The 23,279-nt window shown below is 70.4% G+C and carries 21 protein-coding genes; 4 read left to right on the top strand and 17 right to left on the bottom strand.

Annotation, left to right across the window (positions count from 1 at the left end; all coding sequences use genetic code 11):
- The first annotated feature begins 56 nt into the window (after positions 1–56).
- Positions 57–416, top strand: coding sequence for a VOC family protein (locus tag ABT025_RS02205; protein WP_350988812.1), 360 nt, complete (start codon positions 57–59; stop codon positions 414–416).
- A gap of 7 nt (positions 417–423) precedes the next feature.
- On the opposite strand, the gene ABT025_RS02200 is transcribed toward ABT025_RS02205, so the two are convergent.
- From ABT025_RS02200 to ABT025_RS02135, 14 genes are all read right to left on the bottom strand, one after another.
- Entirely contained in the window at positions 424–1,887 is a 1,464-nt protein-coding gene (locus ABT025_RS02200; protein ID WP_350988948.1) for a PH domain-containing protein, read from the bottom strand.
- A gap of 101 nt (positions 1,888–1,988) precedes the next feature.
- Positions 1,989–2,501 carry a PH domain-containing protein gene (locus ABT025_RS02195; protein WP_350988810.1) on the bottom strand — a complete coding sequence of 171 codons (513 nt, stop codon included), beginning with the start codon at positions 2,499–2,501 and terminating at the stop codon, positions 1,989–1,991.
- 4 nt (positions 2,502–2,505) lie between these two features.
- A complete protein-coding gene (gene pgi, locus ABT025_RS02190; protein ID WP_350988808.1) occupies positions 2,506–4,158 on the bottom strand; it encodes a glucose-6-phosphate isomerase in 1,653 nt (550 codons plus the stop codon).
- Between the two features lie 173 nt (positions 4,159–4,331).
- Entirely contained in the window at positions 4,332–4,667 is a 336-nt protein-coding gene (locus ABT025_RS02185; protein WP_078622699.1) for an RNA polymerase-binding protein RbpA, read from the bottom strand.
- Positions 4,668–4,775: 108 nt separating this feature from the next.
- Complete coding sequence (secG, locus tag ABT025_RS02180; protein WP_018104607.1) at positions 4,776–5,012, bottom strand: preprotein translocase subunit SecG; 237 nt, start codon at positions 5,010–5,012, stop codon at positions 4,776–4,778.
- A gap of 109 nt (positions 5,013–5,121) precedes the next feature.
- Positions 5,122–5,910, bottom strand: coding sequence for a triose-phosphate isomerase (gene tpiA, locus ABT025_RS02175; protein ID WP_350988805.1), 789 nt, complete (start codon positions 5,908–5,910; stop codon positions 5,122–5,124).
- A 6-nt stretch (positions 5,911–5,916) separates the two neighbouring features.
- Positions 5,917–7,128, bottom strand: coding sequence for a phosphoglycerate kinase (locus tag ABT025_RS02170; RefSeq protein ID WP_350988804.1), 1,212 nt, complete (start codon positions 7,126–7,128; stop codon positions 5,917–5,919).
- 108 nt (positions 7,129–7,236) lie between these two features.
- Positions 7,237–8,247, bottom strand: coding sequence for a type I glyceraldehyde-3-phosphate dehydrogenase (gene gap / locus ABT025_RS02165; RefSeq protein WP_326735564.1), 1,011 nt, complete (start codon positions 8,245–8,247; stop codon positions 7,237–7,239).
- A 258-nt stretch (positions 8,248–8,505) separates the two neighbouring features.
- On the bottom strand, positions 8,506–9,495 hold the full coding sequence (gene whiA, locus ABT025_RS02160) for a DNA-binding protein WhiA (RefSeq protein WP_024494235.1): 990 nt from the start codon (positions 9,493–9,495) through the stop codon (positions 8,506–8,508).
- The gene (locus ABT025_RS02155) at positions 9,486–10,520 is read right to left on the bottom strand and encodes a gluconeogenesis factor YvcK family protein (RefSeq protein ID WP_350988802.1); all 1,035 of its coding nucleotides are present in this window, start codon (positions 10,518–10,520) and stop codon (positions 9,486–9,488) included. The genes whiA and ABT025_RS02155 overlap by 10 nt, the downstream gene beginning before the upstream one ends.
- Positions 10,517–11,482, bottom strand: a complete 966-nt coding sequence (rapZ, locus tag ABT025_RS02150; protein ID WP_350988800.1) for an RNase adapter RapZ — start codon at positions 11,480–11,482, stop codon at positions 10,517–10,519. Before rapZ ends, ABT025_RS02155 begins: the two co-directional genes overlap by 4 nt.
- Positions 11,479–13,575 carry an excinuclease ABC subunit UvrC gene (gene uvrC, locus ABT025_RS02145; protein WP_350988798.1) on the bottom strand — a complete coding sequence of 699 codons (2,097 nt, stop codon included), beginning with the start codon at positions 13,573–13,575 and terminating at the stop codon, positions 11,479–11,481. Before uvrC ends, rapZ begins: the two co-directional genes overlap by 4 nt.
- 123 nt (positions 13,576–13,698) lie before the next feature.
- The gene (locus ABT025_RS02140; protein ID WP_350988796.1) at positions 13,699–14,619 is read right to left on the bottom strand and encodes a hypothetical protein; all 921 of its coding nucleotides are present in this window, start codon (positions 14,617–14,619) and stop codon (positions 13,699–13,701) included.
- A gap of 4 nt (positions 14,620–14,623) precedes the next feature.
- Positions 14,624–15,241, bottom strand: a complete 618-nt coding sequence (locus ABT025_RS02135; RefSeq protein ID WP_350988794.1) for a papain-like cysteine protease family protein — start codon at positions 15,239–15,241, stop codon at positions 14,624–14,626.
- A 226-nt stretch (positions 15,242–15,467) separates the two neighbouring features.
- Between ABT025_RS02135 and ABT025_RS02130 the strand changes: the two genes are divergently transcribed.
- A complete protein-coding gene (locus tag ABT025_RS02130) occupies positions 15,468–16,409 on the top strand; it encodes a hypothetical protein (protein WP_350988792.1) in 942 nt (313 codons plus the stop codon).
- A 303-nt stretch (positions 16,410–16,712) separates the two neighbouring features.
- On the opposite strand, the gene ABT025_RS02125 is transcribed toward ABT025_RS02130, so the two are convergent.
- Positions 16,713–17,141: a Rieske (2Fe-2S) protein gene (locus ABT025_RS02125; protein ID WP_350988790.1), complete on the bottom strand. Its 429-nt coding sequence runs from the start codon at positions 17,139–17,141 to the stop codon at positions 16,713–16,715.
- Positions 17,142–17,389: 248 nt separating this feature from the next.
- Entirely contained in the window at positions 17,390–20,440 is a 3,051-nt protein-coding gene (gene uvrA, locus ABT025_RS02120; RefSeq protein ID WP_350988788.1) for an excinuclease ABC subunit UvrA, read from the bottom strand.
- Positions 20,441–20,615: 175 nt separating this feature from the next.
- Here uvrA and ABT025_RS02115 point away from each other — a divergent pair, with 175 nt between their 5' ends.
- A complete protein-coding gene (locus tag ABT025_RS02115; RefSeq protein WP_350988786.1) occupies positions 20,616–21,302 on the top strand; it encodes a maleylpyruvate isomerase family mycothiol-dependent enzyme in 687 nt (228 codons plus the stop codon).
- A gap of 10 nt (positions 21,303–21,312) precedes the next feature.
- A complete protein-coding gene (locus ABT025_RS02110) occupies positions 21,313–21,969 on the top strand; it encodes an MBL fold metallo-hydrolase (protein ID WP_350988784.1) in 657 nt (218 codons plus the stop codon).
- A gap of 58 nt (positions 21,970–22,027) precedes the next feature.
- On the opposite strand, the gene ABT025_RS02105 is transcribed toward ABT025_RS02110, so the two are convergent.
- Positions 22,028–23,041: a TerC family protein gene (locus tag ABT025_RS02105; protein ID WP_350988782.1), complete on the bottom strand. Its 1,014-nt coding sequence runs from the start codon at positions 23,039–23,041 to the stop codon at positions 22,028–22,030.
- Positions 23,042–23,279: the final 238 nt, after the last annotated feature.

Below are 23,279 nucleotides of genomic sequence, written 5' to 3'. Positions count from 1 at the left end.
CGGGCCCGGTTCGCTCCTCGGAGCGGACCGGGCCCGCGTCGTGAAAGGCTCGGTCCATGGTGCACATCGGGAGTGTGGTGATGGGCGCGTCGGACGTAAGGCGCGCGGCGGCCTTCTGGAAGGCCGCGCTCGGCTATGTGGAGCGCGAGCCGCTGGCGGACGACTGGGTGGTGCTGGTCCCGGCCGAGGGGCCGGGGGCGGGGGTGTCGCTGGGCCGGAGCGATGTCCCCGTGCAGGAGGTCCCCCGGGTCCACCTCGACCTCTACACCGACGAGCAGGACGCCGAGGTGGCGCGGCTGGTCGCGCTCGGTGCCACGGAGACCGACTGGAAGCTGTACCCCGAGGATCCGGACTTCGTGGTCCTCGCGGACACCGAGGGCAACCGCTTCTGCGTCATCGACACGACGCACGGCTGAGCGGGGCTCACTCCCCCGCCGGGCTCCGCTCCAGGAAGGGTTCCAGCAGGCCCTGCACGGCCTCGGAGGCGAAGGTGAGCCCCTCGGACTCGTCCGCGTCGTACACCGTGTACGCACCGGCTCCCGCGGCCGTCGTCGCGGTGATGTTCAGTACCCCGGCCCGTCGCTGGAAGTACGACTGCCGGACCGTCCAGCCGATCACCCCGGCCCGCTCCAGTGCGGCGGTGGAGCGGCGCAGGCTGCCCGAACGCGTCACCAGGTAGGCGCCGCTGAGCGCGTGACCGAGGCTGCGGTAGGCATCGCGGGCCACGAGCACCCCGGCGGGCAGCCCCACGGCGGCGCAGCCGAGCGCGGTCCAGAGCAGGACGGGCGTCAGCAGGGCGCCGAGCAGAGCCAGGACCAGGACGGGCACCAGGACCGCCCAGTACGCCCTGCGCAGGCGCCGGCCGCGCGCGGCGGGCGGATGCGCGGTCAGCGGCGCACCGGTCGGGGACACCGTCGCACGCAGCACGGCGGCGGCGGCCTCGTCGGCGACCGGCCGGGGCGCGGCGGGCAGCAGGGTGTTGTGGTCGCCGCCCTGCTCCTCGTCGTCCTTGGCCAGTCCGGTGGTGATGGCGTCGACCCGGGCGGCGCCCAGCAGCCGGACGCCGAGCGGCTCGACGAGGTCGACACCGCGCAGCCGCCGCTCCTCGATGGAGACGGACCGGGAGGTGAGCAGTCCGCGACGGATGCGCAGGGTGCCGCCCGGTTCACGTTCGAGGCGGTAGTTCCACCACATCTCGACCCAGAGCCCCAGCGCGCCCACGACGCCGGCGAGCGACGCGGCCACGGCGAGGAGCAGGATCACGGAGAGCAGGGAGGAGTCCCGGTACCGGTCGCCGACCCACTCGATGACCTGGCCCTGTGCCCCGAACCAGTCGCTGACCTGCATCACGGCTCCGGCAGCGGCGCCACCGAGGGCCGGGGCGACGAACGAGACCGGCGCGTAACGGATCCAGCGCGGGTCGAGCGTGACGAGCTCGCCCTCCCGGTGGCTGCCGGACGCCTCGGCCGGACCTCGTTCCAGGAGCGCGCGGCGCAGCCGTTCGCCCTCGGCGCGCAGGACCGGGTCGAGTTCGAGGGTGGAGTCGTCGCCGGTGTGCTCACCGGTGCCGATCCGGACGGTGACCAGGCCGAGGACGCGCTGGAGCAGGTGGGCGGTGAGGTCGACGCTGCGGATGCGTTCCCGTGCCAGGGAGCGCCTCCTGACGAGCAGGAGGCCGGTGCGGAGCTCGACGCGGTCGGTGCCGACGCGGTAGCGGGTGCGGCGCCACCTCACGTAGTCGGCGCACGCGCTGCCGCCGATCAGCAGGGCCGCGCCCGTCAGCACCCAGGCGACGGCGGCGGCGAACCCGAACCGTCCGGAGAGCCCGAGCGTGGTCGGCACGGCTGCCCCCGCCGCCACGCCCGCCGTGACGAGGGCGGTGGCCAGGACCGTACGCCGGTCGAGGCGGCGCCATTCGACGGCGGACGACCCGCCCCGGTCACCCGCACCGTCCGGGGCGGTGGTGTCCGGGGCGGTGTCCGCCGCGCTCACGTGGCGTCCCCGGGGGTGTCCTGGGTGATCCGGGTCAGCCGCTCGGCGAGCTCGGCCGCCAGTTCGTGGTCGAGGCCCTCGATCCGGACCGCGCCCTTGGACGAGGCGGTGGTGACGGTGACCGTGGCGAGCCGGAAGAGCTGTTCCAGGGGGCCGCGCACGGTGTCCACGGTCTGGATCCGGGACATCGGCGCGATCCGCCACTCCTGCCACAGCACCCCGGTGCGGACGTACACCGCCTGGTCGGTGACCTCCCAGCGATGCGTACGGAACCACCAGAGGGGGACGAGGACGGCGCAGCCGATGCCGAGGACCGCGAGCACCGCGGCGGGCAGCAACAGCCAGAACCGGGCGGACGCGAGGAACGCGCCCAGCACGGTCAGGACCACCACCGGCACGGCGGTCAGCAGCAGCCACTGCGCCCGCCACCAGCCGACGGCCCGCGGGTCCGGCGTGTGTGCCGGGGCCCTGAGACCGACCGGCCGTACCGTCCCCTCCCCCCTGGCCACGGGCTCAGCGCCCCCGCAGCTCGCGGTACGCGGCGACGAGCGCGGCGGTCGAACTGTCCAGCTGTTCGGCGCCCTTGCCCTCGGTCAGCACCGGCTCGATCCGCCTGGCGAGGACCTTGCCGAGCTCGACACCCCACTGGTCGAAGGAGTCGATGTTCCAGACGGCGCCCTGGACGAAGACCTTGTGCTCGTACAGCGCGATCAGCTGGCCGAGCACGGACGGGGTCAGCCGGTCGGCGAGGATCGTCGTCGTCGGGTGGTTGCCGAGGAACGTCTTGTGCGGCACCAGCTCCTCGGGAACGCCCTCGGCGCGCACTTCGTCCGGCGTCTTGCCGAAGGCCAGCGCCTGGGTCTGGGCGAAGAAGTTGGCCATCAGCAGGTCGTGCTGGGCGACCAGGCCGGGCAGCAGCGCCTCGACCGGCTCGGCGAAGCCGATGAAGTCGGCCGGGATGACCTTGGTGCCCTGGTGGATCAACTGGTAGTAGGCGTGCTGCCCGTTGGTGCCGGGGGTGCCCCAGACGACGGGACCGGTCTGCCAGTCGACCGGATTGCCGTCCCGGTCCACGGACTTGCCGTTGGACTCCATGTCGAGCTGCTGCAGGTACGCGGTGAACTTGGACAGATAGTGGCTGTAGGGCAGCACCGCGTGTGACTGGGCGTCGAAGAACGCGCCGTACCAGACGCCCAGCAGGCCCAGCAGCAGCGGGGCGTTCTCCTCGGCCGGGGCGGTACGGAAGTGCTCGTCGACGAGGTGGAAGCCGTCGAGCATCTCGCGGAACCGGTCCGGGCCGATGGCGATCATCAGAGAGAGGCCGATGGCGGAGTCGTACGAGTATCGGCCGCCGACCCAGTCCCAGAACTCGAACATGTTGGCGGTGTCGATGCCGAAGTCGGAGACCTTCTCGGCGTTCGTCGACAGGGCCACGAAGTGCTTGGCCACCGCGTCCTGCCCCGCCCTCAGACCGGTCAGCAGCCAGTCGCGGGCCGAGGTGGCGTTGGTGATCGTCTCGATCGTGGTGAAGGTCTTCGACGCGATGACGAAGAGCGTCTCGGCCGGGTCGAGGTCGTGCACCGCCTCGTGCAGGTCGGCGCCGTCGACGTTGGAGACGAAGCGGACGGTGAGCGAGCGGTCCGTGAAGGAGCGCAGCACCTCGTACGCCATGGCGGGGCCCAGGTCGGAGCCGCCGATGCCGATGTTGACGATGTTCTTGATGGGCCGGCCGGTGTGACCGGTCCACTCGCCCGACCTGACGCGGTCGGAGAAGGCGGCCATCTTGTCGAGGACCGCGTGCACGGCGGGCACCACGTTCTCGCCGTCGACCTCGATCACGGCGTCGCGCGGGGCGCGGAGCGCGGTGTGCAGGACGGCGCGGTCCTCGGTGGTGTTGATCTTGTCTCCGCGGAACATCGCGTCCCGCAGCTCGGCGACACCGGTGGCAGCGGCGAGTTCACGGAGCAGCCGGAGAGTCTCTTCGGTGACCAGTTGCTTGGAGTAGTCGACGTACAGGTCGCCGACGCGCAGGGTGTACCCGGTACCGCGCTCCGGATCGTCCGCGAAGAGCTCTCGCAGATGGGTCGTCCCGAGCTGCTCACGGTGCTTTCCCAGCGCGGTCCACTCCGGCGTCTGGTTGAGCCTGGCTCGGCTTTGTGCGTTCATCCCGGACATCAGCCCACTTCTTCTCGTAACCGCAGTTCCCCGCTGCCCCTCCAACTTAATTGATCAGGGCGGTGGACGGGACAACGGCGGGCTGCGGCACGGCAGAAGCGTTCCGGCCGGGCACCCTGGGGGTGTCCGGCCGGTGAACAACTTCTACAGAGGCACGAGAGGTGTCAGATCTCGCCGCGGAGTTTCGCGAGGGCTTCGGCGAGGATGGCCTCGCCGTCCGCGTCGCTGCGCCGCTCGCGTACGTACGCCAGGTGCGTCTTGTACGGCTCGGTGCGGGGCGGGTCCGGCGGGCTGTCCCGGTCCTGGCCGGCCGGGAATCCGCAGCGCGGGCAGTCCCAGGTCTCCGGAACCTGCGCGTCATGGGCGAAGCTCGGCTGCGTCTCGTGCCCGTTCGAGCACCAGAAGGAGATGCGGGCCCGTGGCGCGGACTCGCCGCGCTCGGCCTCCCCCATCGGCCCCGCTCCGACCCGGCTTCCCCGGATCGCGTTGCCACTTGCCACGGTCGTAACTCCCTGCGTGATGGTGCTCGAAGATGCCCCAGTCTACGTAAGGCCCAACGCGCGTCCAGTGGTTGGAGTTACACCCTCACCGGAATCGCGTACGACGGGTCAGTTGTCCAGCTTGATGAGCAGACCAAGCACCACGATGCACGCGAACCAGCCCAGACCGACCACGACGGTGATCCGGTCGAGGTTGCGCTCGGCGACCGAGGAACCGCCGACGGACGACTGCATGCCGCCACCGAACATGTCGGAAAGACCGCCGCCCTTCCCCTTGTGCATCAGCACCAGCAGCATCAGCAGCAGGCTGAAGACGATCAGGGCGATCTCGAACCCCAAAATCACGGCTGGTCCCTACTTTCCGGAATTCCTGACTGCATGTGCGAACAACGGGGGCCGGGAGGCTGCCCTCCTGGCCCCCGCAAGGGTACGACGGATCCGCGCTACCGCATACTCACTGGTCGCGGAAGCGGACGATCTTGACGAACTCGTCGGTGTCCAGTGCGGCGCCGCCGATCAGCGCGCCGTCCACATCGGGCTGCGCCATGATCGCGGCCACGTTGCCGGACTTCACCGAGCCGCCGTACTGGATGCGGACCGCGTCGGCCAGCTCCTGCGAGTACAGCTCGGCGAGGCGGCCGCGGATCGCACCGCAGACCTCCTGCGCGTCCTCGGGGGTGGCGACCTCGCCGGTGCCGATGGCCCAGACCGGCTCGTAGGCGACCACGATGGTCTCGGCCTGCTCGGCCGGGATGTCCTTCAGGGCGCCGTCGAGCTGCGCGAGCGTGTACGCGACCTGGTCACCGGCCTTGCGGATGTCCAGACCCTCGCCGACGCAGAGGATCGGGGTCAGGCCGTGCTTGTACGCCGCCTTCACCTTGGCGTTGCAGACCTCGTCGGTCTCCGCGTGGTACTGCCGGCGCTCGCTGTGGCCGACGGCGACGTAGGTGCACTTCAGCTTGGCGAGCATCGGGCCGGAGATCTCACCGGTGTACGCGCCGGAGTCGTGCGCCGAGATGTCCTGGGCGCCGTACTTGATCTTCAGCTTGTCGCCGTCGACCAGCGTCTGGACGGAGCGCAGGTCGGTGAAGGGCGGCAGGACGGCGACCTCTACGGCGTCGTAGTCCTTGTCGGCCAGGGCGAAGGCGAGCTTCTGGACGTGCGCGATGGCCTCGAGGTGGTTGAGGTTCATCTTCCAGTTGCCCGCCATCAGCGGGGTCCGGCCTTGGGTGGTAGCAGTCATGAAAGGTCAGTCCTCCAGTGCGGCGAGGCCGGGAAGCGTCTTGCCCTCGAGGTATTCGAGGCTGGCGCCGCCACCGGTCGAGATGTGTCCGAACGCGTTCTCGTCGAAGCCCAGGATGCGGACCGCGGCGGCGGAGTCGCCACCGCCGACCACACTGAAGCCCGAGGAGTCGACGAGGGCCTGGGCGACGGCCCGGGTGCCCTCGGCGAAGTCGGGGTGCTCGAAGACGCCCATCGGGCCGTTCCAGAAGACGGTGGCCGCGTCGGCGAGCTTCGATGCGTAGAGCTTGTTGGTCTCCGGGCCGTTGTCCAGCCCCATCTGCCCGGCCGGCATGGCGTCGGCGGCGACGGTGGTGGGGTGGGCCGGGGCCTTGGTCCTGAGGTCGGGGAACGCCGGGGCGACCACGACGTCGACGGGGAGCACGAACTCCACGCCCTTCTCCTCGGCGCGCTTGAGGTACTCCAGCACGACCGGGATCTGGTCCTCCTGCAGCAGTGAGCTGCCGACCTCGTGGCCCTGGGCCTTGAGGAAGGTGTACGCCATGCCGCCGCCGATGAGGATGCGGTCGGCGCGCTCAAGGAGGTGGTCGATGACGCCGAGCTTGTCGGAGACCTTCGCGCCGCCGAGGACCACGGCGTACGGACGCTGCACGTCGTCGGTGAGCTTCTTCAGGACGCCGACCTCGGTGGCGATCAGGTCGCCCGCGGCGTGCGGAAGGCGGGCCGGGAGGTCGAAGACCGAGGCGTGCTTGCGGTGCACGGCGCCGAAGCCGTCGCCCACGTACACGTCGGCGAGCTCGGCCAGCTGGTCGGCGAAGGCGCCGCGCTCGGCGTCGTCCTTCGACGTCTCGCCGGCGTTGAAGCGGAGGTTCTCGATGACGGCGACCTGGCCGTCGGCGAGCGCGGCGACGGTGGCGCGGGCGGACTCGCCGACCGTGTCGGTCGCGAAGGCCACGTCGGTCCCGAGCAGCTCACCGAGGCGGGTGGCCGCGGGGGCCAGCGAGAACGCCGGGTCCGGGGCGCCCTTGGGGCGGCCCAGGTGCGAGGCGACGACGACCCGGGCGCCGGCCTCGGCCAGCTTCCGGACGGTCGGCTCGACGGCGCGGATGCGGCCGTCGTCGGTGATGGTGGTTCCGCTGAGCGGCACGTTGAGGTCGGCGCGGACGAATACGCGCTTGCCGGTGACCCCTTCGGCGAGAAGTTCGTCGATCGTCTTCATCTGTCTGGACTCCTTGGAGGACGAGGGAGCATGCGGCGGGGCTCGAACGGCGCTGCGTTGCGCCGTTCGAGCCCCGTACTCACATCGAGGTGCCTGCCGATCCGAGGATCAGAGCTGGCCGCCGACGAAGACGGTCAGGTCGACGAGGCGGTTGGAGTAACCCCACTCGTTGTCGTACCAGCCGAGGATCTTCACCGTCGTGCCCTCCTGGACCATGGTCAGGGAGGAGTCGAAGGTGCAGGAGGACGGGTCGCTCACGATGTCCGAGGACACGATCGGGTCCTCGGTGTACGTCAGGAAGCCCTTGAGGTCGCCGTCGTCGGACGCCTTCTTGAACGCGGCGTTGACCTCGTCCTTGGTGACCTCGCGCTGCAGGGTCACGACGAGGTCGGTGGCGGAACCGGTCGGGACCGGGACCCGCATCGCGATGCCGTCGAGCTTGCCCTTGAGCTGCGGCAGGACCAGGGCGGTGGCCTTGGCGGCACCCGTCGTGGTCGGGATGATGTTCTCCGCGGCGGCGCGGGCGCGACGCAGGTCGGAGTGCGGGAAGTCCAGGATCCGCTGGTCGTTCGTGTACGCGTGGACCGTCGTCATCAGGCCCTTGACGATGCCGAAGTTCTCGTCGAGAACCTTGGCCATCGGCGCCACACAGTTGGTGGTGCAGGAGGCGTTGGAGATGACGTGGTGGTTGGCCGCGTCGTACTTGTCCTGGTTGACGCCCATCACGATGGTGATGTCCTCGTCCTTGGCCGGAGCCGAGATGAGGACCTTCTTGGCGCCACCCGCGATGTGCTTGGCGGCGTCGGCCTTCTTGGTGAAGATGCCGGTCGACTCGATGACGATGTCGACGCCCAGCTCACCCCACGGAATGTCCGCCGGGTTGCGCTCGGAGAGCACCTTGATGGTGTGACCGTCGACGGTGATGGTGTCGGCGGTGTGGCTCACCTCTGCCTTGAGACGACCCAGAATGGTGTCGTACTTCAGCAGGTGGGCCGTGGTCGCAGTGTCACCCAGGTCGTTGACAGCCACGATCTCGATGTCCGCACCCTGCTCCAGCAGCGCGCGGAAGTAGTTACGACCGATGCGGCCAAAGCCGTTGATGCCTACGCGGATCGTCACGAACCGATCTCCTCGTTAGGTACGCCGGTTTTCGACGCCGGCGAGTTGTATGGGATGTCCCCGACCGCCTCCGACCCTACCTCTCCGAAGCCCTCGGGGTGACATCGAGCGGGGCCGTAGGAACGACGGAGGCCCGTACTCCCCAGTAGGAGTACGGGCCTCCGGTTGTCCGCCCCCGCCCGCTGCGACGATTACACAGCGTCAACACCCGCGGGTGCGCGGCGCGTTCCCCCCGCGGCTCGTCGGCGGGGGTGCGGATCAGCCGACCAGGCCGTCGGCCAGCTCTTCGCTGAGGGTGGATTCCGTGCTCGGGATACCGAGGTCCTGGGCCCGCTTGTCGGCCATCGCGAGGAGGCGGCGGATCCGTCCGGCGACGGCGTCCTTGGTCAGCGGCGGGTCCGCGAGGGCGCCCAGCTCTTCCAGGGAGGCCTGCTTGTGCTCCATCCGCAGCCGTCCGGCCGCCGCGAGGTGCTCGGGGACCTCCTCGCCGAGGATCTCCAGCGCGCGCCCCACCCGGGCGCCTGCCGCCACCGCGGCACGGGCCGACCGGCGCAGGTTCGCGTCGTCGAAGTTGGCGAGCCGGTTGGCGGTGGCGCGGACCTCGCGCCGCATCCGCCGCTCCTCCCAGGCCAGCACCGACTCGTGGGCGCCGAGCCGGGTGAGCAGGGCGCCGATCGCGTCGCCGTCCCGGACGACGACACGGTCCACGCCGCGCACCTCACGGGCCTTCGCCGCGATGGAGAGCCTGCGCGCGGCACCGACCAGCGCGAGCGCGGCCTCCGGGCCCGGGCAGGTCACCTCCAGTGAGGAGGAACGGCCCGGCTCGGTGAGCGAGCCGTGGGCCAGGAAAGCCCCGCGCCAGGCGGCCTCGGCATCGCAGGTGGCCCCCGAGACCACCTGCGGGGGCAGCCCGCGGATGGGACGGCCGCGGCCGTCCACGAGGCCCGTCTGACGGGCCAGCTGGTCGCCGCCCGCCACCACCCGCACGACATAACGCGAGCCGCGTCGCAGCCCGCCGGGAGCCATCACGATCAGCTCCGAGCTGTGCCCGAAGATCTCGAGAATGTCCCGCTTCAGCCGGCGCGCCGCCATCGCGGTGTCCAGCTCCGCCTCGATCACAATCCGGCCGCTCACCAGGTGCAGCCCACCCGCGAACCGAAGAATCGCCGAGACTTCTGCCTTCCTGCAGCAGGTCCGGGTTACGGGAAGCCGAGAGATTTCGTCCTTCACCGCTGGCGTCATCGCCATGGGCCGATCCTTCCATGCATCCGAAAAATACGGTCGTACGCGGCAGCCAACAGCTCCGGATCATGAATCGGAACGCCGTCGGGTGAGGCCACGGGCGCCAGCTCGACCGCGGCGCCGAGCCGTTTTGCGGCATCGGCGAGGGACTCGCGGTCGGGCACGGCGGCCTCGTCGGCCAGCACCACGTCCAGGGCGAGTTTAGGGGCGTGTCGTCCCAAAACCTCCAAATGACGCTGCGGAGAGAAGCCATCTGTTTCGCCGGGTTGCGGTGCGAGGTTCAGCGAGAGGACCTTCCGGGCCTTCGTTTCGATCAGTGCGTCCAGCAGATCGGGCACGAGCAGATGCGGAATGACCGAGGAGAACCAGGACCCGGGACCGAGCACCACCCAGTCCGCGTCGAGGACCGCGGCGACCGCTTCGGGCACGGCCGGCGGGTCGTGCGGGACGACGTGCACGGACTGCACCTCACCCGGCGTGAGGGCCACGGTGGCCTGGCCGCGCACCGTGTCCACCTCGTCCGGGCGCTCCGGGTCGTGCCCCTTCACGAGCGCCTGGAGCTCCAGCGGCACGGCGGACATCGGCAGCACCCGGCCGTGCGCGCCGAGGAGCTTGCCGACCAGGTCCAGGGCCTGTACGTGGTCGCCGAGCTGCTCCCACAGGGCGACGATCAGCAGATTGCCGACCGCGTGCTCGTGCAGGTCGCCCTTGGACTGGAAGCGGTGCTGGATGACCTGGGCCCAGGTCTGGCCCCATTCGTCGTCGCCGCACAGCGCGGCCAGCGCCTTGCGCAGGTCGCCGGGCGGCAGGACGCCCAGCTCCTCGCGGAGCCGGCCGCTGGACCCCCCGTCGTCGGCGACGGTGACCACGGCGGTCAGGTCGCCGGTGATCCGCCGCAGCGCGGTGAGCGAGGCGGACAGCCCCATGCCGCCGCCGAGCGCGACGACCTTGGGCTGTGCGCCGCGCTTGCGGCCGGACAGTGCGGAGGTGGCCCTGCTCAGCCGGCGCAGACGGAGGTTGCGACTGGTCACTCGCGCCCCATGTCTCGATGTACGAGCACGGTCTCGATCCCTTCGGTGGCGAGCCGGGCCGCCAGCTTCTCCGACATGGCCACGGAACGGTGCTTGCCGCCCGTACAGCCGACGGCGATGGTCACGTAGCGCTTGCCCTCCCGGCGGTATCCCGCGGCGATGAGCTGGAGCAGCTCCGTGTACTGGTTGAGGAACTCCTTGGCGCCCGGCTGGTCGAAGACGTACGCGGAGACCTCCTCGTTGAGCCCGGTGAAGGGGCGCAGCTCGGGGACCCAGTGCGGGTTGGGCAGGAAGCGGCAGTCCACCACCAGGTCGGCGTCGACGGGCAGCCCGTACTTGTAGCCGAAGGACATGACGGTGGCGCGGAGCTCCGGCTCCTCGTCGCCCGCGAACTGGGCGTCCATCTTGGCGCGCAGTTCGTGCACGTTGAGGCTGGAGGTGTCGATCACCAGGTCGGCGTCGCCGCGCAGCTCGCGCAGCAGATCGCGCTCGGCGGCGATACCGTCGACGATGCGGCCGTCGCCCTGGAGGGGGTGCGGGCGGCGGACCGACTCGAAGCGGCGGACCAGCGCGTCGTCGGAGGACTCCAGGAAGACGATCCGCCGGGTGACGCCCTTGGCCTCCAGGTCGGCGAGCGACTCCCGCAGATTGTCGAAGAAACGGCGGCCCCGGACATCGACGACGACGGCGATCCGCGCCACGTTGCCCTGCGAGCGGGCGCCGAGCTCCACCATGGTGGGGATCAGCGCGGGCGGCAGGTTGTCGACGACGAACCAGCCGAGGTCCTCCAGACACTTGGCCGCCGTGCTGCGGCCGGCGCCCGACATTCCGGAGATGATGACCAGCTCGGGAATGGCCACCGTGCTGTCGCCCGTCTCGATCGAGGTGCCCGTACTCACGTCTGCTGCTCCGTCTGCTCGGTCTGTGCGGTCGTGCCCGTGTTCAAGCTCGTGCTCGGTCATGTCGTGCTGCCCCCGTCGTCCTCTTCAATGATCTCTCCTGTGGCCGTGTTCACGGCGGGCGTGGCCGGGGCGGCCGTGGCGAGGGCGACAGCCACTGATTCCGCCGTCCTGCGGCCTATCCCCGGAACCTCGCAGATCTCGTCGATTGTCGCCTGCTTCAGCTTCTTGACGGAGCCGAAATGCTTGATCAGGGCCTGTTTCCGGGTCTCTCCGAGTCCGGCGACCGCGTCCAGGGGACTGGAGCGGATGCGCTTGGCCCGTTTGGCGCGCTGGTAGGTGATGGCGAAGCGGTGCGCCTCGTCACGGACACGCTGGAGGAGGTAGAGGCCTTCGCTGGAGCGGGGCAGGACGACGGGGTCGTCGTCGTCGGGCAGCCAGACCTCTTCGAGGCGCTTGGCGAGGCCGCAGACGGCGATGTCGTCGATCCCCAGCTCGTCCAGGGCGCGCTTGGCCGCGGCGACCTGGGGCTGCCCGCCGTCGACCACGAGGAGCTGAGGCGGGTAGGCGAACCGCTTGGGCCTGCCGTCGTCCTCCCGGGGCTCGGCGGCCCCGTCCTGTTCGGGACCGGCCGGTACGGGGCCCGTGGGGGCGGGACCGCTGACGGCGGGGCCGTCGGGGGCCGGGCCGTCGAGGGCGTGGGCCTCGGTGGCGGGGCCGTCGGTCGCCGGGCCTTCCTCCCACTCCCCCGTCCGTTCCTTCTCCTGGAGGTAGCGCCGGAAGCGCCGGCTGATCACCTCGTGCATCGAGCGGACGTCGTCCTGTCCCTCGAAGCCCTTGATCTGGAACCGGCGGTACTCGCCCTTGCGGGCCAGCCCGTCCTCGAAGACCACCATCGAGGCCACCACGTCGTCGCCCTGGAGGTGGGAGATGTCGAAGCACTCGATGCGCAGCGGGGCCGTGTCGAGGCCCAGCGCCTCGGCGATCTCCTCCAGGGCCCGGGAGCGGGTGGTCAGGTCGGAGGCGCGCTTGGTCTTGTGCAGCCCCAGGGCCTGCTGGGCGTTGCGCTGAACCGTGACCATCAGGTCCTTCTTGTCGCCGCGCTGCGGGATGCGCAGGCTGACCTGGGATCCCCGGCGGTCCGCCAGCCACTGGGAGACCGCCTCGGGGTCCTCGGGAAGGGCCGGGACGAGGACCTCCTTCGGAACGGAGTCGCCGGTCTCCTCGCCGTACAGCTGCTGGAGGGCGTGCTCGACGAGGCCGGAGGTGTCGACGTTCTCCACCTTGTCGGTGACCCAGCCGCGCTGGCCGCGCACCCGGCCGCCGCGGACGTGGAAGATCTGGACCGCGGCCTCCAGCTCGTCCTCCGCGACCGCGATCAGGTCGGCGTCGGTGGCGTCGGCGAGCACGACGGCGCTCTTCTCCATGGCGCGCTTGAGCGCCTCCACGTCGTCGCGCAGGCGGGCCGCACGCTCGTACTCCATCTCCTCGGCCGCCGCCATCATGTCCTTCTCCAGGCGGCGGATGTACGTACCGGTGCGGCCGGCCATGAAGTCGCAGAAGTCGTCCGCCAGTTCGCGGTGCTCCTCGGGGGTGACCCGGCCGACGCAGGGGGCCGAGCACTTGCCGATGTAGCCGAGGAGGCAGGGACGGCCGGACCTGGCGGCGTTCTTGAAGACGCCTGCGGAGCAGGTGCGCACCGGGAAGACCCGGAGCATCAGGTCGACCGTCTCGCGGATCGCCCAGGCGTGCCCGTACGGACCGAAGTAGCGCACGCCCTTCTTCTTGGCGCCGCGCATCACCTGGACGCGCGGGAACTCCTCGTTGAGCGTGACCGCGAGGTACGGATAGCTCTTGTCGTCGCGGTACTTGACGTTGAACCGGGGGTCGAACTCCTTGATCCAGGAGTATTCGAGCTGGAGCGCCTCGACCTCGGTGGAGACGACGGTCCACTCGACGGACGCGGCGGTGGTCACCATCGTGCGCGTGCGCGGATGAAGGCCGGACAGGTCCTGGAAGTAGTTGGCCAGGCGCTGGCGCAGGCTCTTCGCCTTGCCGACGTAGATCACCCGGCGGTGTTCGTCGCGGAATTTGTAGACCCCCGGGGAGTCGGGGATCTGTCCCGGCTTGGGGCGGTAGCTGGAGGGGTCTGCCATGTCTCCCACCCTACTTGCGGGCAGTGACAGCACGGCGTGCTCATGGGTGGCGCCGTGCTCCGGGACACGGGGTGGGGTCACGTGTCCCGGAGCACGGGGTCATCGGTCCGGAGGCCTTCGCGGTCACCGGGTCCCGCGGCGGCCCCGGTGGCGCAGGGCGGTGACGCCGCAGAGGGCGAGCACGGCGACGGCGCCCGCCGCCGCTGCCGCGGAGGTGGCGGTCAGGACGGCGTCCCCGGTGGTGCCCGGGGCTGCGTCCGCCGCGATGGCGGGCCCGGACCCTCCTGTGGCGGGCTTCGCGCCGGAGGGTCCGTACCCGCCTGCCCGGCCTGCGCGGGCGTAGCCGGAACCCGGGAGCTTGTCCGCGTACGCGGCCCGTACCCGGGTGCGGTAGGCGGCCAGGGTGGTGCCGCCCTCGCCGACGGCACGGACGGCGTCCGTGTCCAGGGGAAGCACCCGGCCGCCCTTCTGGACGTACCAGGCGTCGATCTGCGGTTCCCTGAAGACGATGCCGCCCGGCAGTTCGCGTGCACCGGCGGCCGTGTAACGGGCCTCGTCGTCGCCGGTGGCGATGTTCACCACCTGCAGGTTCCCGTCCTTGCCCGGCTCGGGAAGCGTCCAGAGCGATGCCCTCTGCCCGTCCGAGGAGACCGCCGTACTGGCGAGGTACTCCAGCGTGGCGACGGACGCCCCGGGTTCGCCCGCGACGAACTCCGCGGACAGGGCGCGTACGGGCACGGCCCCGCCCTCGATCCGCGGTGCGGCGGCCGCCCTGGTGACGGCGCCCTCACGGGCGAAGAACCGGGACAGCGTGTCCAGGGTCGTGGCGTCGGTGGCCGCCTCATGGGCCGCCGCGAGGGCCGCCGGGGTGACCGAGGGTCCGGTGGCGGCGGCCGCCTGCGGGGCGACGGTCAGCAGGGCCGCGCCGGCCAGCACGCCGCTCGCGGCCAGGGCGGCGGCGAACGGGCGCACACCGCGTGCGCTGCGCGGGGCGTGGTGGGGCAGGGAGGCCGGAGGAGAAGCCGGGGAACCGTTGGAGGTCATGTCGTCACGCCCCGATCCGGTAGAGCGAGTGGGTCCAGGAGAACTCGCTGTTGTTCACGTACCAGGCGTGCGAGGCCCAGTTGTAGCGGTTGCTGGAGGGCCAGGGGTCGCCCCAGTAGACCCAGCTGTTCGCGTCGTCGTACCCGTACAGGACGTGCATGTGGCCGCCGCCCGATGACCACTGGATACGGGTCTCCACCGGCCGTCCGGCGGCTATCTCGGCCTGTACGGTCGGGTAGCGCAGCCAGCCGGTGACGTACGAGCCGGGGTTGATGCCGGCCCAGTTGAGACCGTCCTGGACGTTGCCGAGCGAGGCCTGGGAGTTGGGGCACTCGTAGCCCTGGGCCCGGCCGAAGGCCGCGTTGCAGAACTGGTTCTGGGTGTAGTTCCGTCCGAACCAGGTGGCGATGGTGTTGCCGGCGGCGGCCCAGCACCAGTTCGTCTTCTGCTGCGCCTGCATGCTGATGTTCAGCCGCTGGGCAGCGGCAAGGGTGTCTGTCGCCGCGGAGGTGGCGTGGTGTTGATCGGCGGCGGTGGCGGTCGCCGTGGGTACGGCGAGCAGTACGGCGGCGAGCACGGCTGTCACCGACAGCCGGCCCGGCCGGATTCTTCGGTTGCGCATGGCGTTCCTCCCGGGGCGGGGGGTGGGGATCCAAGGAGCGCGTCCGGACGCTGCGAGGAGCATCAACCGTTGTCGGGAGCGGGTCAACACGCTTCAATGCGGGGGAACATCGCGGTGTGAACGCCGGTGGCGGGTGTGTGAACGCTCCCCCCCTGGCCGCCTGCGGCCCCACACCCGTCGGCGCGGCCCGGCCGTCGCCCGTCGTGAACGTTCACCTGGAGGACGTATGCAGCACACCGAGGCCGAACTGGCGCAGGTGCTGCGCACCGGCCCGTTCCACCTGGCGCTGCGCACCGCTCTCTCCGTACGCGGGCTGCCACTGCAGCGGGTGCAGCACCATCTGGCGCACCGGGGGGTCAAGGTCGGCGTGACCAGCCTCAGTTACTGGCAGCAGGGCGCCCGGCGTCCGCAGCGCCCGGAGTCCCTGCGGGCCGTGAAGGCGCTGGAGGAGGTGCTGGAGCTCCCGGGGAACTCCCTGCTCGGGCTGCTCGGGGCCGGTGAGTCCCGGACCGGGGAGTCCCGCGCCGGTGCCGGCCGTCCCCCCGCCCGCTCGTACCGCTCGCTCATGGAGGGGTCCGGAGCGGTGGAGGGCCTGCTCGCGGCAATGGAGTCACCCGCTGACGGCGGGCTGCACACGGTGGGGCATCAGGAGCGGGTACGGATCGGGCCCGGCCGTCAGATGCAGTACCGGAGCTCGCAACACATCGTGCGCGCCCACCGCGACGGCATCGACCGCTATCTCGCCGTGTACCGCGGCGATCCGGGCTGCGATCCGTCACGGGTCGGGGTGAGCGCCCGGGAGAACTGCCGGACGGGGCGGGTCCGCTGGGACACGGCGACGGGGGTCCTGGTCGCCGAGCTGCTCTTCGACACCCGGCTGCGGGCGGGCGAGACGTACCTCTTCGGCTACGGCTTCGAGGACGGTACGGGAGGGCCCTGCGGCGAGTACGTCCGCGGCTTCAGTTTCGGTGGCGGGCAGTACGTGCTGCAGATCCGGTTCGACGAGGAGGCGCTGCCGGTACGGTGCCGGCGATTCGCGCAGGTCTCCGCCGGGGCGCCGCGCGGCGGCCGGACCGATCTCACGCTCACCGGCCGGCACCGGACCGTTCATCTGGTGGAACAGGGTGTACGGCCCGGCCTGGTCGGCATCGACTGGGACTGGGGGTGAGACGGCTCCCCGGGCCCTCCGGTGCGGTCCGGTGCCGTCCGGTGCCGTCCGGTGCGGTCCGGTGCGGTCCGGTGGGTGCGCGTCGGGGGAGGCTGGTCCGGCGCGCGTCGGGGGAGGTCGGTGCGGCACAGGAGGGGCGGGTCCGGCGTCGGGACCGGGCGGGTCCGGCGTCAGCGCCGGGAGGAGGCGGGACCGGGCAGGTCCGCCCGTCGGGACCGGGCAGGTCCGCCCGTCGGGACCGGGCAGGTCCGCCCGTCGGGACCGGGCAGGTCCGCCGTCGGGACCGGATCAGCGTCGGCCGGATCAGGCGTCGGGGCCCGCGATCAGCTTGCCGCCCTCGACCTTGACCGGGACGGAAGGCAGCGGCACGGTCGCTGGGCCGTGGATGGCCTTGCCGGTCGTGGTGTCGAAGAGGCTGCCGTGGCAGGGGCAGTGCCCCTCGTTCTTCTCGACCTTGTCCAGCAGGCAGCCCGCATGGGTGCACTGGGCGCTGAACGCCTTGTACTGCCCCTTGGCCGGGCAGCTGACGATGACGCGCTGCTCGCGGTAGAGCTTGGACTCGCCGACCGGGATCTCGTCGGGGGCGCCGAGCTCGACGGGGGCGGTGGGGGTCGGCGTCTCGGCGTGCCCGAGCTTCGAGTCGGTCGAGCAGGCGGCCACTCCCAGCCCGGCGACGCCCGCGAGAGCGGCGCCCTTCAGCACGGTTCGGCGGGCGGTGGGCTGGCCGGACATGCGGTCTCCACAGGTCAGAGGGGCAGAGGGTGCCAAGGCTGCCGGGGCGCCCGGGGCGGCAGAGGCAGCGGTGACGTAACCGACGATACCGGCGGAGACGGACGCTCCTGCGCCGGGGCCGGGTGCACCCAATCGTGCCTGGCCAGGGCAGGAACACGCCGAGGTGGCGGCCCCCGGATCGAAAGGGGGCCGCCACCTCGGGACGGGCGTCACACCGCGCTGCCGGTCCCGGCCGCCGGCCGGACTCGTCAGGCCTTGCGGGCGCGGGTCGCCTTCTTGGCCGCGGGCTTCTTAGCCGCAGCCGTCCCGGCGGCCTTCGCCGTGGCGGTCTTCGCCGTCGCGGTCTTCGCCGTCGCCGTCTTCCGCACGGGGGTGGCCTTCGCGGCGACCGCCTTCTTCGCGGCCGTCCTCCGCGCCGGCTTGCGCGCCGCGGGCACGGCCGCCTCGCTCACCCGGTCCGCGTCCAGGATGCCCTGGAGGAACTTCCCGGTGTGGCTGGCGGGGACGCCCGCCACATACTCCGGGGTGCCCTCGGCAATGACCAGGCCGCCGCCGTTGCCGCCCTCGGGTCCCATGTCGATGACCCAGTCGGCGGTCTTGATGACATCGAGGTTGTGCTCGATGACGATCACCGTGTTGCCCTTGTCGACCAGGCCGGAGAGCACCTTGATCAGCTTGGAGATGTCCTCGAAGTGCAGACCGGTGGTCGGCTCGTCCAGAACATAGACCGTACGTCCGGTGGAACGCTTCTGGAGCTCGCTGGCCAGCTTCACCCGCTGGGCCTCACCGCCCGAGAGCGTGGGCGCGGACTGGCCGAGCCTGACGTATCCCAGACCGACCTCGTTGAGCGTCCGCAGGTGGCGCGCGATGGTCGGGACGGCCTCGAAGAACTCCAGGCCCTCCTCGATCGGCATGTCCAGCACCTCGGCGATGGACTTGCCCTTGTAGTGGACCTCCAGCGTCTCCCGGTTGTAGCGCGCTCCGTGGCAGACCTCGCACGGGACGTACACGTCCGGCAGGAAGTTCATCTCGATCTTGATGGTGCCGTCGCCCGAGCAGTTCTCGCAGCGGCCGCCCTTGACGTTGAAGGAGAACCGGCCCGGCAGATAGCCGCGGACCTTCGCCTCCATCGTCTCCGCGAACAGCCGGCGGACGTGGTCGAAGACACCGGTGTACGTCGCCGGGTTGGACCGGGGCGTGCGGCCGATGGGCGACTGGTCGACATGCACCACCTTGTCGACGAGGTCGTCCCCGTCGACCCTGGTGTGCCGGCCGGGCACCGACTTGGCGCCGTTCAGCTCGCGTGCCAGGTGGGTGTAGAGGATGTCGTTGACCAGCGTCGACTTTCCGGAACCGGAGACGCCGGTCACGGCGGTCAGCACGCCGAGCGGGAAGGAGACGTCGATGTCCTGGAGGTTGTTCTCCCGGGCACCGTGGACCGTGAGCAGCCGCGAGGGATCGACGGGGCGCCGGATCTCGGGCATCGCGATCGACCTCTTGCCGGTCAGGTACTGACCGGTGATCGACTTGTCGTTGGCCAGCAGCTCCTTGAGCGAGCCGGAGTGGACCACCTTGCCGCCGTGCTCGCCGGCGCCGGGGCCGATGTCGACGACCCAGTCGGCGACCTTGATGGTGTCCTCGTCGTGCTCGACGACGATGAGCGTGTTGCCCATGTCGCGGAGCCGGACCAGGGTCTCGATCAGCCGGTGGTTGTCGCGCTGGTGCAGCCCGATGGACGGCTCGTCCAGCACGTACAGCACGCCGACCAGGCCGGAGCCGATCTGGGTGGCAAGCCGGATGCGCTGGGCCTCGCCGCCGGACAGGGTGCCCGCCGCCCGGTTCAGCGAGAGGTAGTCGAGGCCGACGTCGACCAGGAACTTCAGTCGCTCGTTGACCTCCTTGAGCACCCGCTCGGCGATCTTCTTGTCGCGGGCGTTCAGCTTCATGCGGCCGAGGAAATCGGCGCACTCGCTGATCGACATCGCGGCGACCTGGGCGATGGACTTCTCCATCACCGTGACCGCGAGGACGATCGGCTTGAGCCGGGTGCCCTCACAGGTCGGGCAGGGCACTTCGCGCATGTAGCCCTCGAAGCGCTCCCTGCTGGAGTCGCTCTCCGCCTCGGAGTGCCGCCGCTTGACGAACTGCACCGCTCCCTCGAAGGAGGGCGTGGTGTAGGCGCGCTCGCGCCCGTACCGGTTGCGGTAGCGGACCTCGGTCTGGATCTTGTGGCCGAAGAGCAGGGCCTTCTTGGCACGCTGCGGCAGCCCGGCCCAGGGGATGTCCGTACGGAATCCGAGGGCTTCGGCCAGGGCGTTGATCTGGCGGCCGAAGTACTCCTTGGTGTGGCCGTGCGACCAGGGGTGGATCGCGCCCTCGTCGAGGGACTTCTCCTCGTCCGGGACGATCAGCTCCGGGTCGACCTCCATGCGCGTGCCGATGCCCGTGCAGTCGGGGCAGGCGCCGAAGGGCGAGTTGAAGGAGAAGGAGCGCGGCTCCAGCTCCTCGAAGGAGAGGTCGTCGTACGGGCAGTAGAGGTGCTCGGAGTACATCCGCTCACGCTCGGGGTCGTCCTCGGGGAGGTCGACGAAGTCGAGCACGACCATGCCGCCGGAGAGGCCCAGCGCGGTCTCGACCGAGTCGGTCAGCCGGCGCTTGGCGCTGTCCTTCACCGTGAGGCGGTCGATGACCACCTCGATGGTGTGCTTCTCCTGCTTCTTGAGCGTGGGCGGCTCGGAGAGCTGGATGGTCTCGCCGTCGACCCGGGCCCTGCTGTACCCCTTGGTCTGCAGATCGGCGAAGAGGTCGACGAACTCGCCCTTTCGCTCTCGCACCAGCGGGGAGAGCACCTGGAAGCGGCTGCCCTCGGGCAGGCCGAGGACCTTGTCCACGATGGCCTGCGGCGACTGGCGCGAAATGGGGCGGCCGCACTCGGGACAGTGCGGCTTGCCGATCCTGGCGAAGAGCAGCCGGAGGTAGTCGTAGACCTCGGTGATCGTGCCGACCGTCGAGCGCGGATTGCGCGAGGTCGACTTCTGGTCGATGGAGACGGCGGGCGACAGACCTTCGATGAAGTCGACGTCCGGCTTGTCCATCTGGCCGAGGAACTGCCGGGCGTACGAGGAGAGCGACTCCACGTAGCGCCGCTGCCCCTCGGCGAAGATCGTGTCGAACGCGAGGGAGGACTTGCCCGACCCGGAGAGCCCGGTGAAGACGATGAGGGAGTCGCGGGGGAGGTCGAGCGAGACGTTCTTGAGGTTGTGCTCGCGAGCGCCACGGACGATGAGACGGTCGGCCACGCCGGTCCGCACCTTTCTAGAGAGAAGCGGGGGAACTGAGCCCCTGCCCCAGGGTATGGGGGGTGCCACAGCGATGTACGAAGCTTTCGACTCCGAGCGTATAGCACGCACATTCGATTTACGGACGGCTGATGACTCCTTCACCCGAATGAGTGGCGAGACTAGGCTCGGCCCCATGACTGATCATGTGCACGACCTGGCAGCACTGCGTGAAGCTACCGACCGACTGCTCAGCGCCACGGAGAAACTGGACGACGCGGCACTCGCCGAACCGTCGCACCTCCCGGGCTGGAGCCGGGGTCATGTCATCGCGCACCTCTCACGTAACGCCGACGCGCTCGTAAATGTTCTCCAGGGCCGGCCCATGTACGCAGACAGCGAAACCCGCGACCGCGACATCGAGCGCGACGCCCCCCGGCCGCAGCCGGAGCAGCAGGCCGACCTGGCAGCGAGCGCGGCCCGCTTCACGGACGCCGCCGCGGAACCCGCGGACTGGTCACGCACGGTGGCGCTGCGCAACGGTGTGACGGACCCCGCGTCCCGGATCCCCTTCCGCCGCCGCGTCGAGGTCGAGCTGCACCACGTGGACCTGGGGATCGGCTATGAGCTGGAGGACCTGCCGGACGAGTTCGCCGCCCGGCTGATCGGCTTCCTGGCCAAGCGCTTCGCCGGACACCCCGCGGTCGTCTCGACGGGCCTGTCCGACGGCACGGGCCGCACCTGGACGACCGGCGGCGGCGCGGAGGGGTCCGCCGGGGTCCGCGGTACGGCGTCCGAGCTGCTCGGGTGGCTCAGCGGGCGGCGCGACGGGTCCGCTCTGACCGTCGAGGGCGGAACCCTTCCCGCACTGCCCCCGCTATAGGCTGAGAGGCATGACGTACAGCGGAGTGGTCAAGGTCGGCGGGCGTGCGGACGTACACGAGTTGACGGATCTGATGATCTCCAAGGTCGCCGTCGGCCCGATGAACAACAACGCCTACCTGCTGCGCTGCCGGGCCACCGGCGAGCAGCTCCTGATCGACGCGGCCAACGAGGCCGGGACCCTGCTGCGACTGATCGGCGACGACTCGATCGCCTCGGTCGTCACCACGCACCGGCACGGCGACCACTGGCAGGCGCTGGACGAGGTGGTCGCGGCCACCGGTGCGCGTACGTACGCCGGGCGGTTCGACGCGGAGGGGATCCCGGTGTCGACGGATGTGCTCGTCGAGGACGGCGACACGATCCGGGTCGGGCAGGTCGCACTGACCGCCCGCCATCTGACCGGCCACACCCCGGGCTCGATCGCGCTCGTCTACGACGACCCGCACGGTGCTCCGCACCTGTTCACCGGGGACTGCCTCTTCCCGGGCGGGGTCGGCAACACGTTCAAGGATCCCGAGGCCTTCGTGAGCCTGCTGCACGACGTGGAGACCAAGCTCTTCGACTCGCTGCCGGACGAGACCTGGGTGTACCCGGGGCACGGGCACGACACCACTCTGGGCGACGAGCGCCCGCACCTGCCGGAGTGGCGGGCCCGGGGCTGGTGACGGCGGCGGGGTGACGGGCACGCGGTCCGCGCCCGTCACCCCGCCCGCCGCCCGGGCGTCAGCCGTCGATGCCGACGCCCTTCTTCGCGGACTCCTCGGCCTTTCCGGACTCCGCCGCGGCCTCGGCAGCGGCCGTCTTCTTGTTGGCGATCAGGCTGGTGATCGTGGTGATCACCAGCACGCCGCAGATGACGCCCAGCGAGACCGGGATGGAGATCTCCGGGACGTGCACCCCCGACTCGTGCAGGGCGTGCAGCACCAGCTTGATGCCGATGAAGCCGAGGATGACCGAGAGCCCGTAGCTGAGGTGGACCAGCTTCTTGAGCAGGCCGCCGATCAGGAAGTACAGCTGCCGCAGTCCCATCAGCGCGAAGGCGTTGGCGGTGAACACGATGTACGGGTCCTGGGTCAGACCGAAGATCGCGGGGATGGAGTCCAGCGCGAACAGCACATCGGTGGTCCCGATGGCGAGCATGACCACCATCAGCGGGGTCAGGACGCGCTTGCCGTTGTTGCGGATGAAGAGCTTGGTGCCGTGGTACCGGTCGGCGACTCCGAAGCGGCGCTCGATGTTCTTGAGGAGGCGGTTCTCCTCGAACTGCTCTTCCTCCTCGTCGGCCCGCGCCTCCTGGATCAGCTTCCAGGCGGTGTAGATCAGGAACGCGCCGAAGATGTAGAAGACCCACGAGAAGTTGGCGATGACCGCGGCGCCCGCGGCGATGAAGATCGCCCGCAGCACCAGCGCGATCAGCACGCCGACGAGCAGCACCCGCTGCTGGAGGTGGGAGGGCACCGAGAACTTCGCCATGATCAGCACGAAGACGAAGAGGTTGTCGACGCTCAGCGATTTCTCGGTGATGAAGCCGGCGAAGAACTCGCCCGAGGCCTGGCTCTCGCCGAACACGAGCAGGCCGAGCCCGAAGAGGGCGGCCAGCGCGATCCAGACGACCGTCCAGATTCCGGCTTCCTTGGTCGATACGTCATGGGGCTTGCGCCCGATGAAGAAGTCGACGGCGATGAGGGCGCTCAGACCAAGAATGGTCAGCGCCCAGAGGGTCCATGAAACGTCCACTGCGCCTCCGGCAGTTCGCTACGGCTACTGATCAGCGTCGTCGCTGCCGGAGGTCTCTTCCACCTGGGCGCGCGGGATGCGCGTCCGGGCCGGCGCCCCGGGACCGGTCACAGTCCGTACTGACGGGAACGCCGCGTATGGGAGTACTCCCCTCCGCCCAAAGAACAGTACAGGGAATACCAAGGAAAGGTAAAGAGAAGGCTAAAGAAGTCCCAAAGTCCCAGGTCGGAGTGGGTGA

It is taken from the genome of Streptomyces sp. NPDC002809, from assembly GCF_040295435.1.
Classification (GTDB): domain Bacteria; phylum Actinomycetota; class Actinomycetes; order Streptomycetales; family Streptomycetaceae; genus Streptomyces.
Note: the sequence above shows the minus strand (reverse complement) of the source record. Positions and strands in the feature narration are given on the sequence as shown.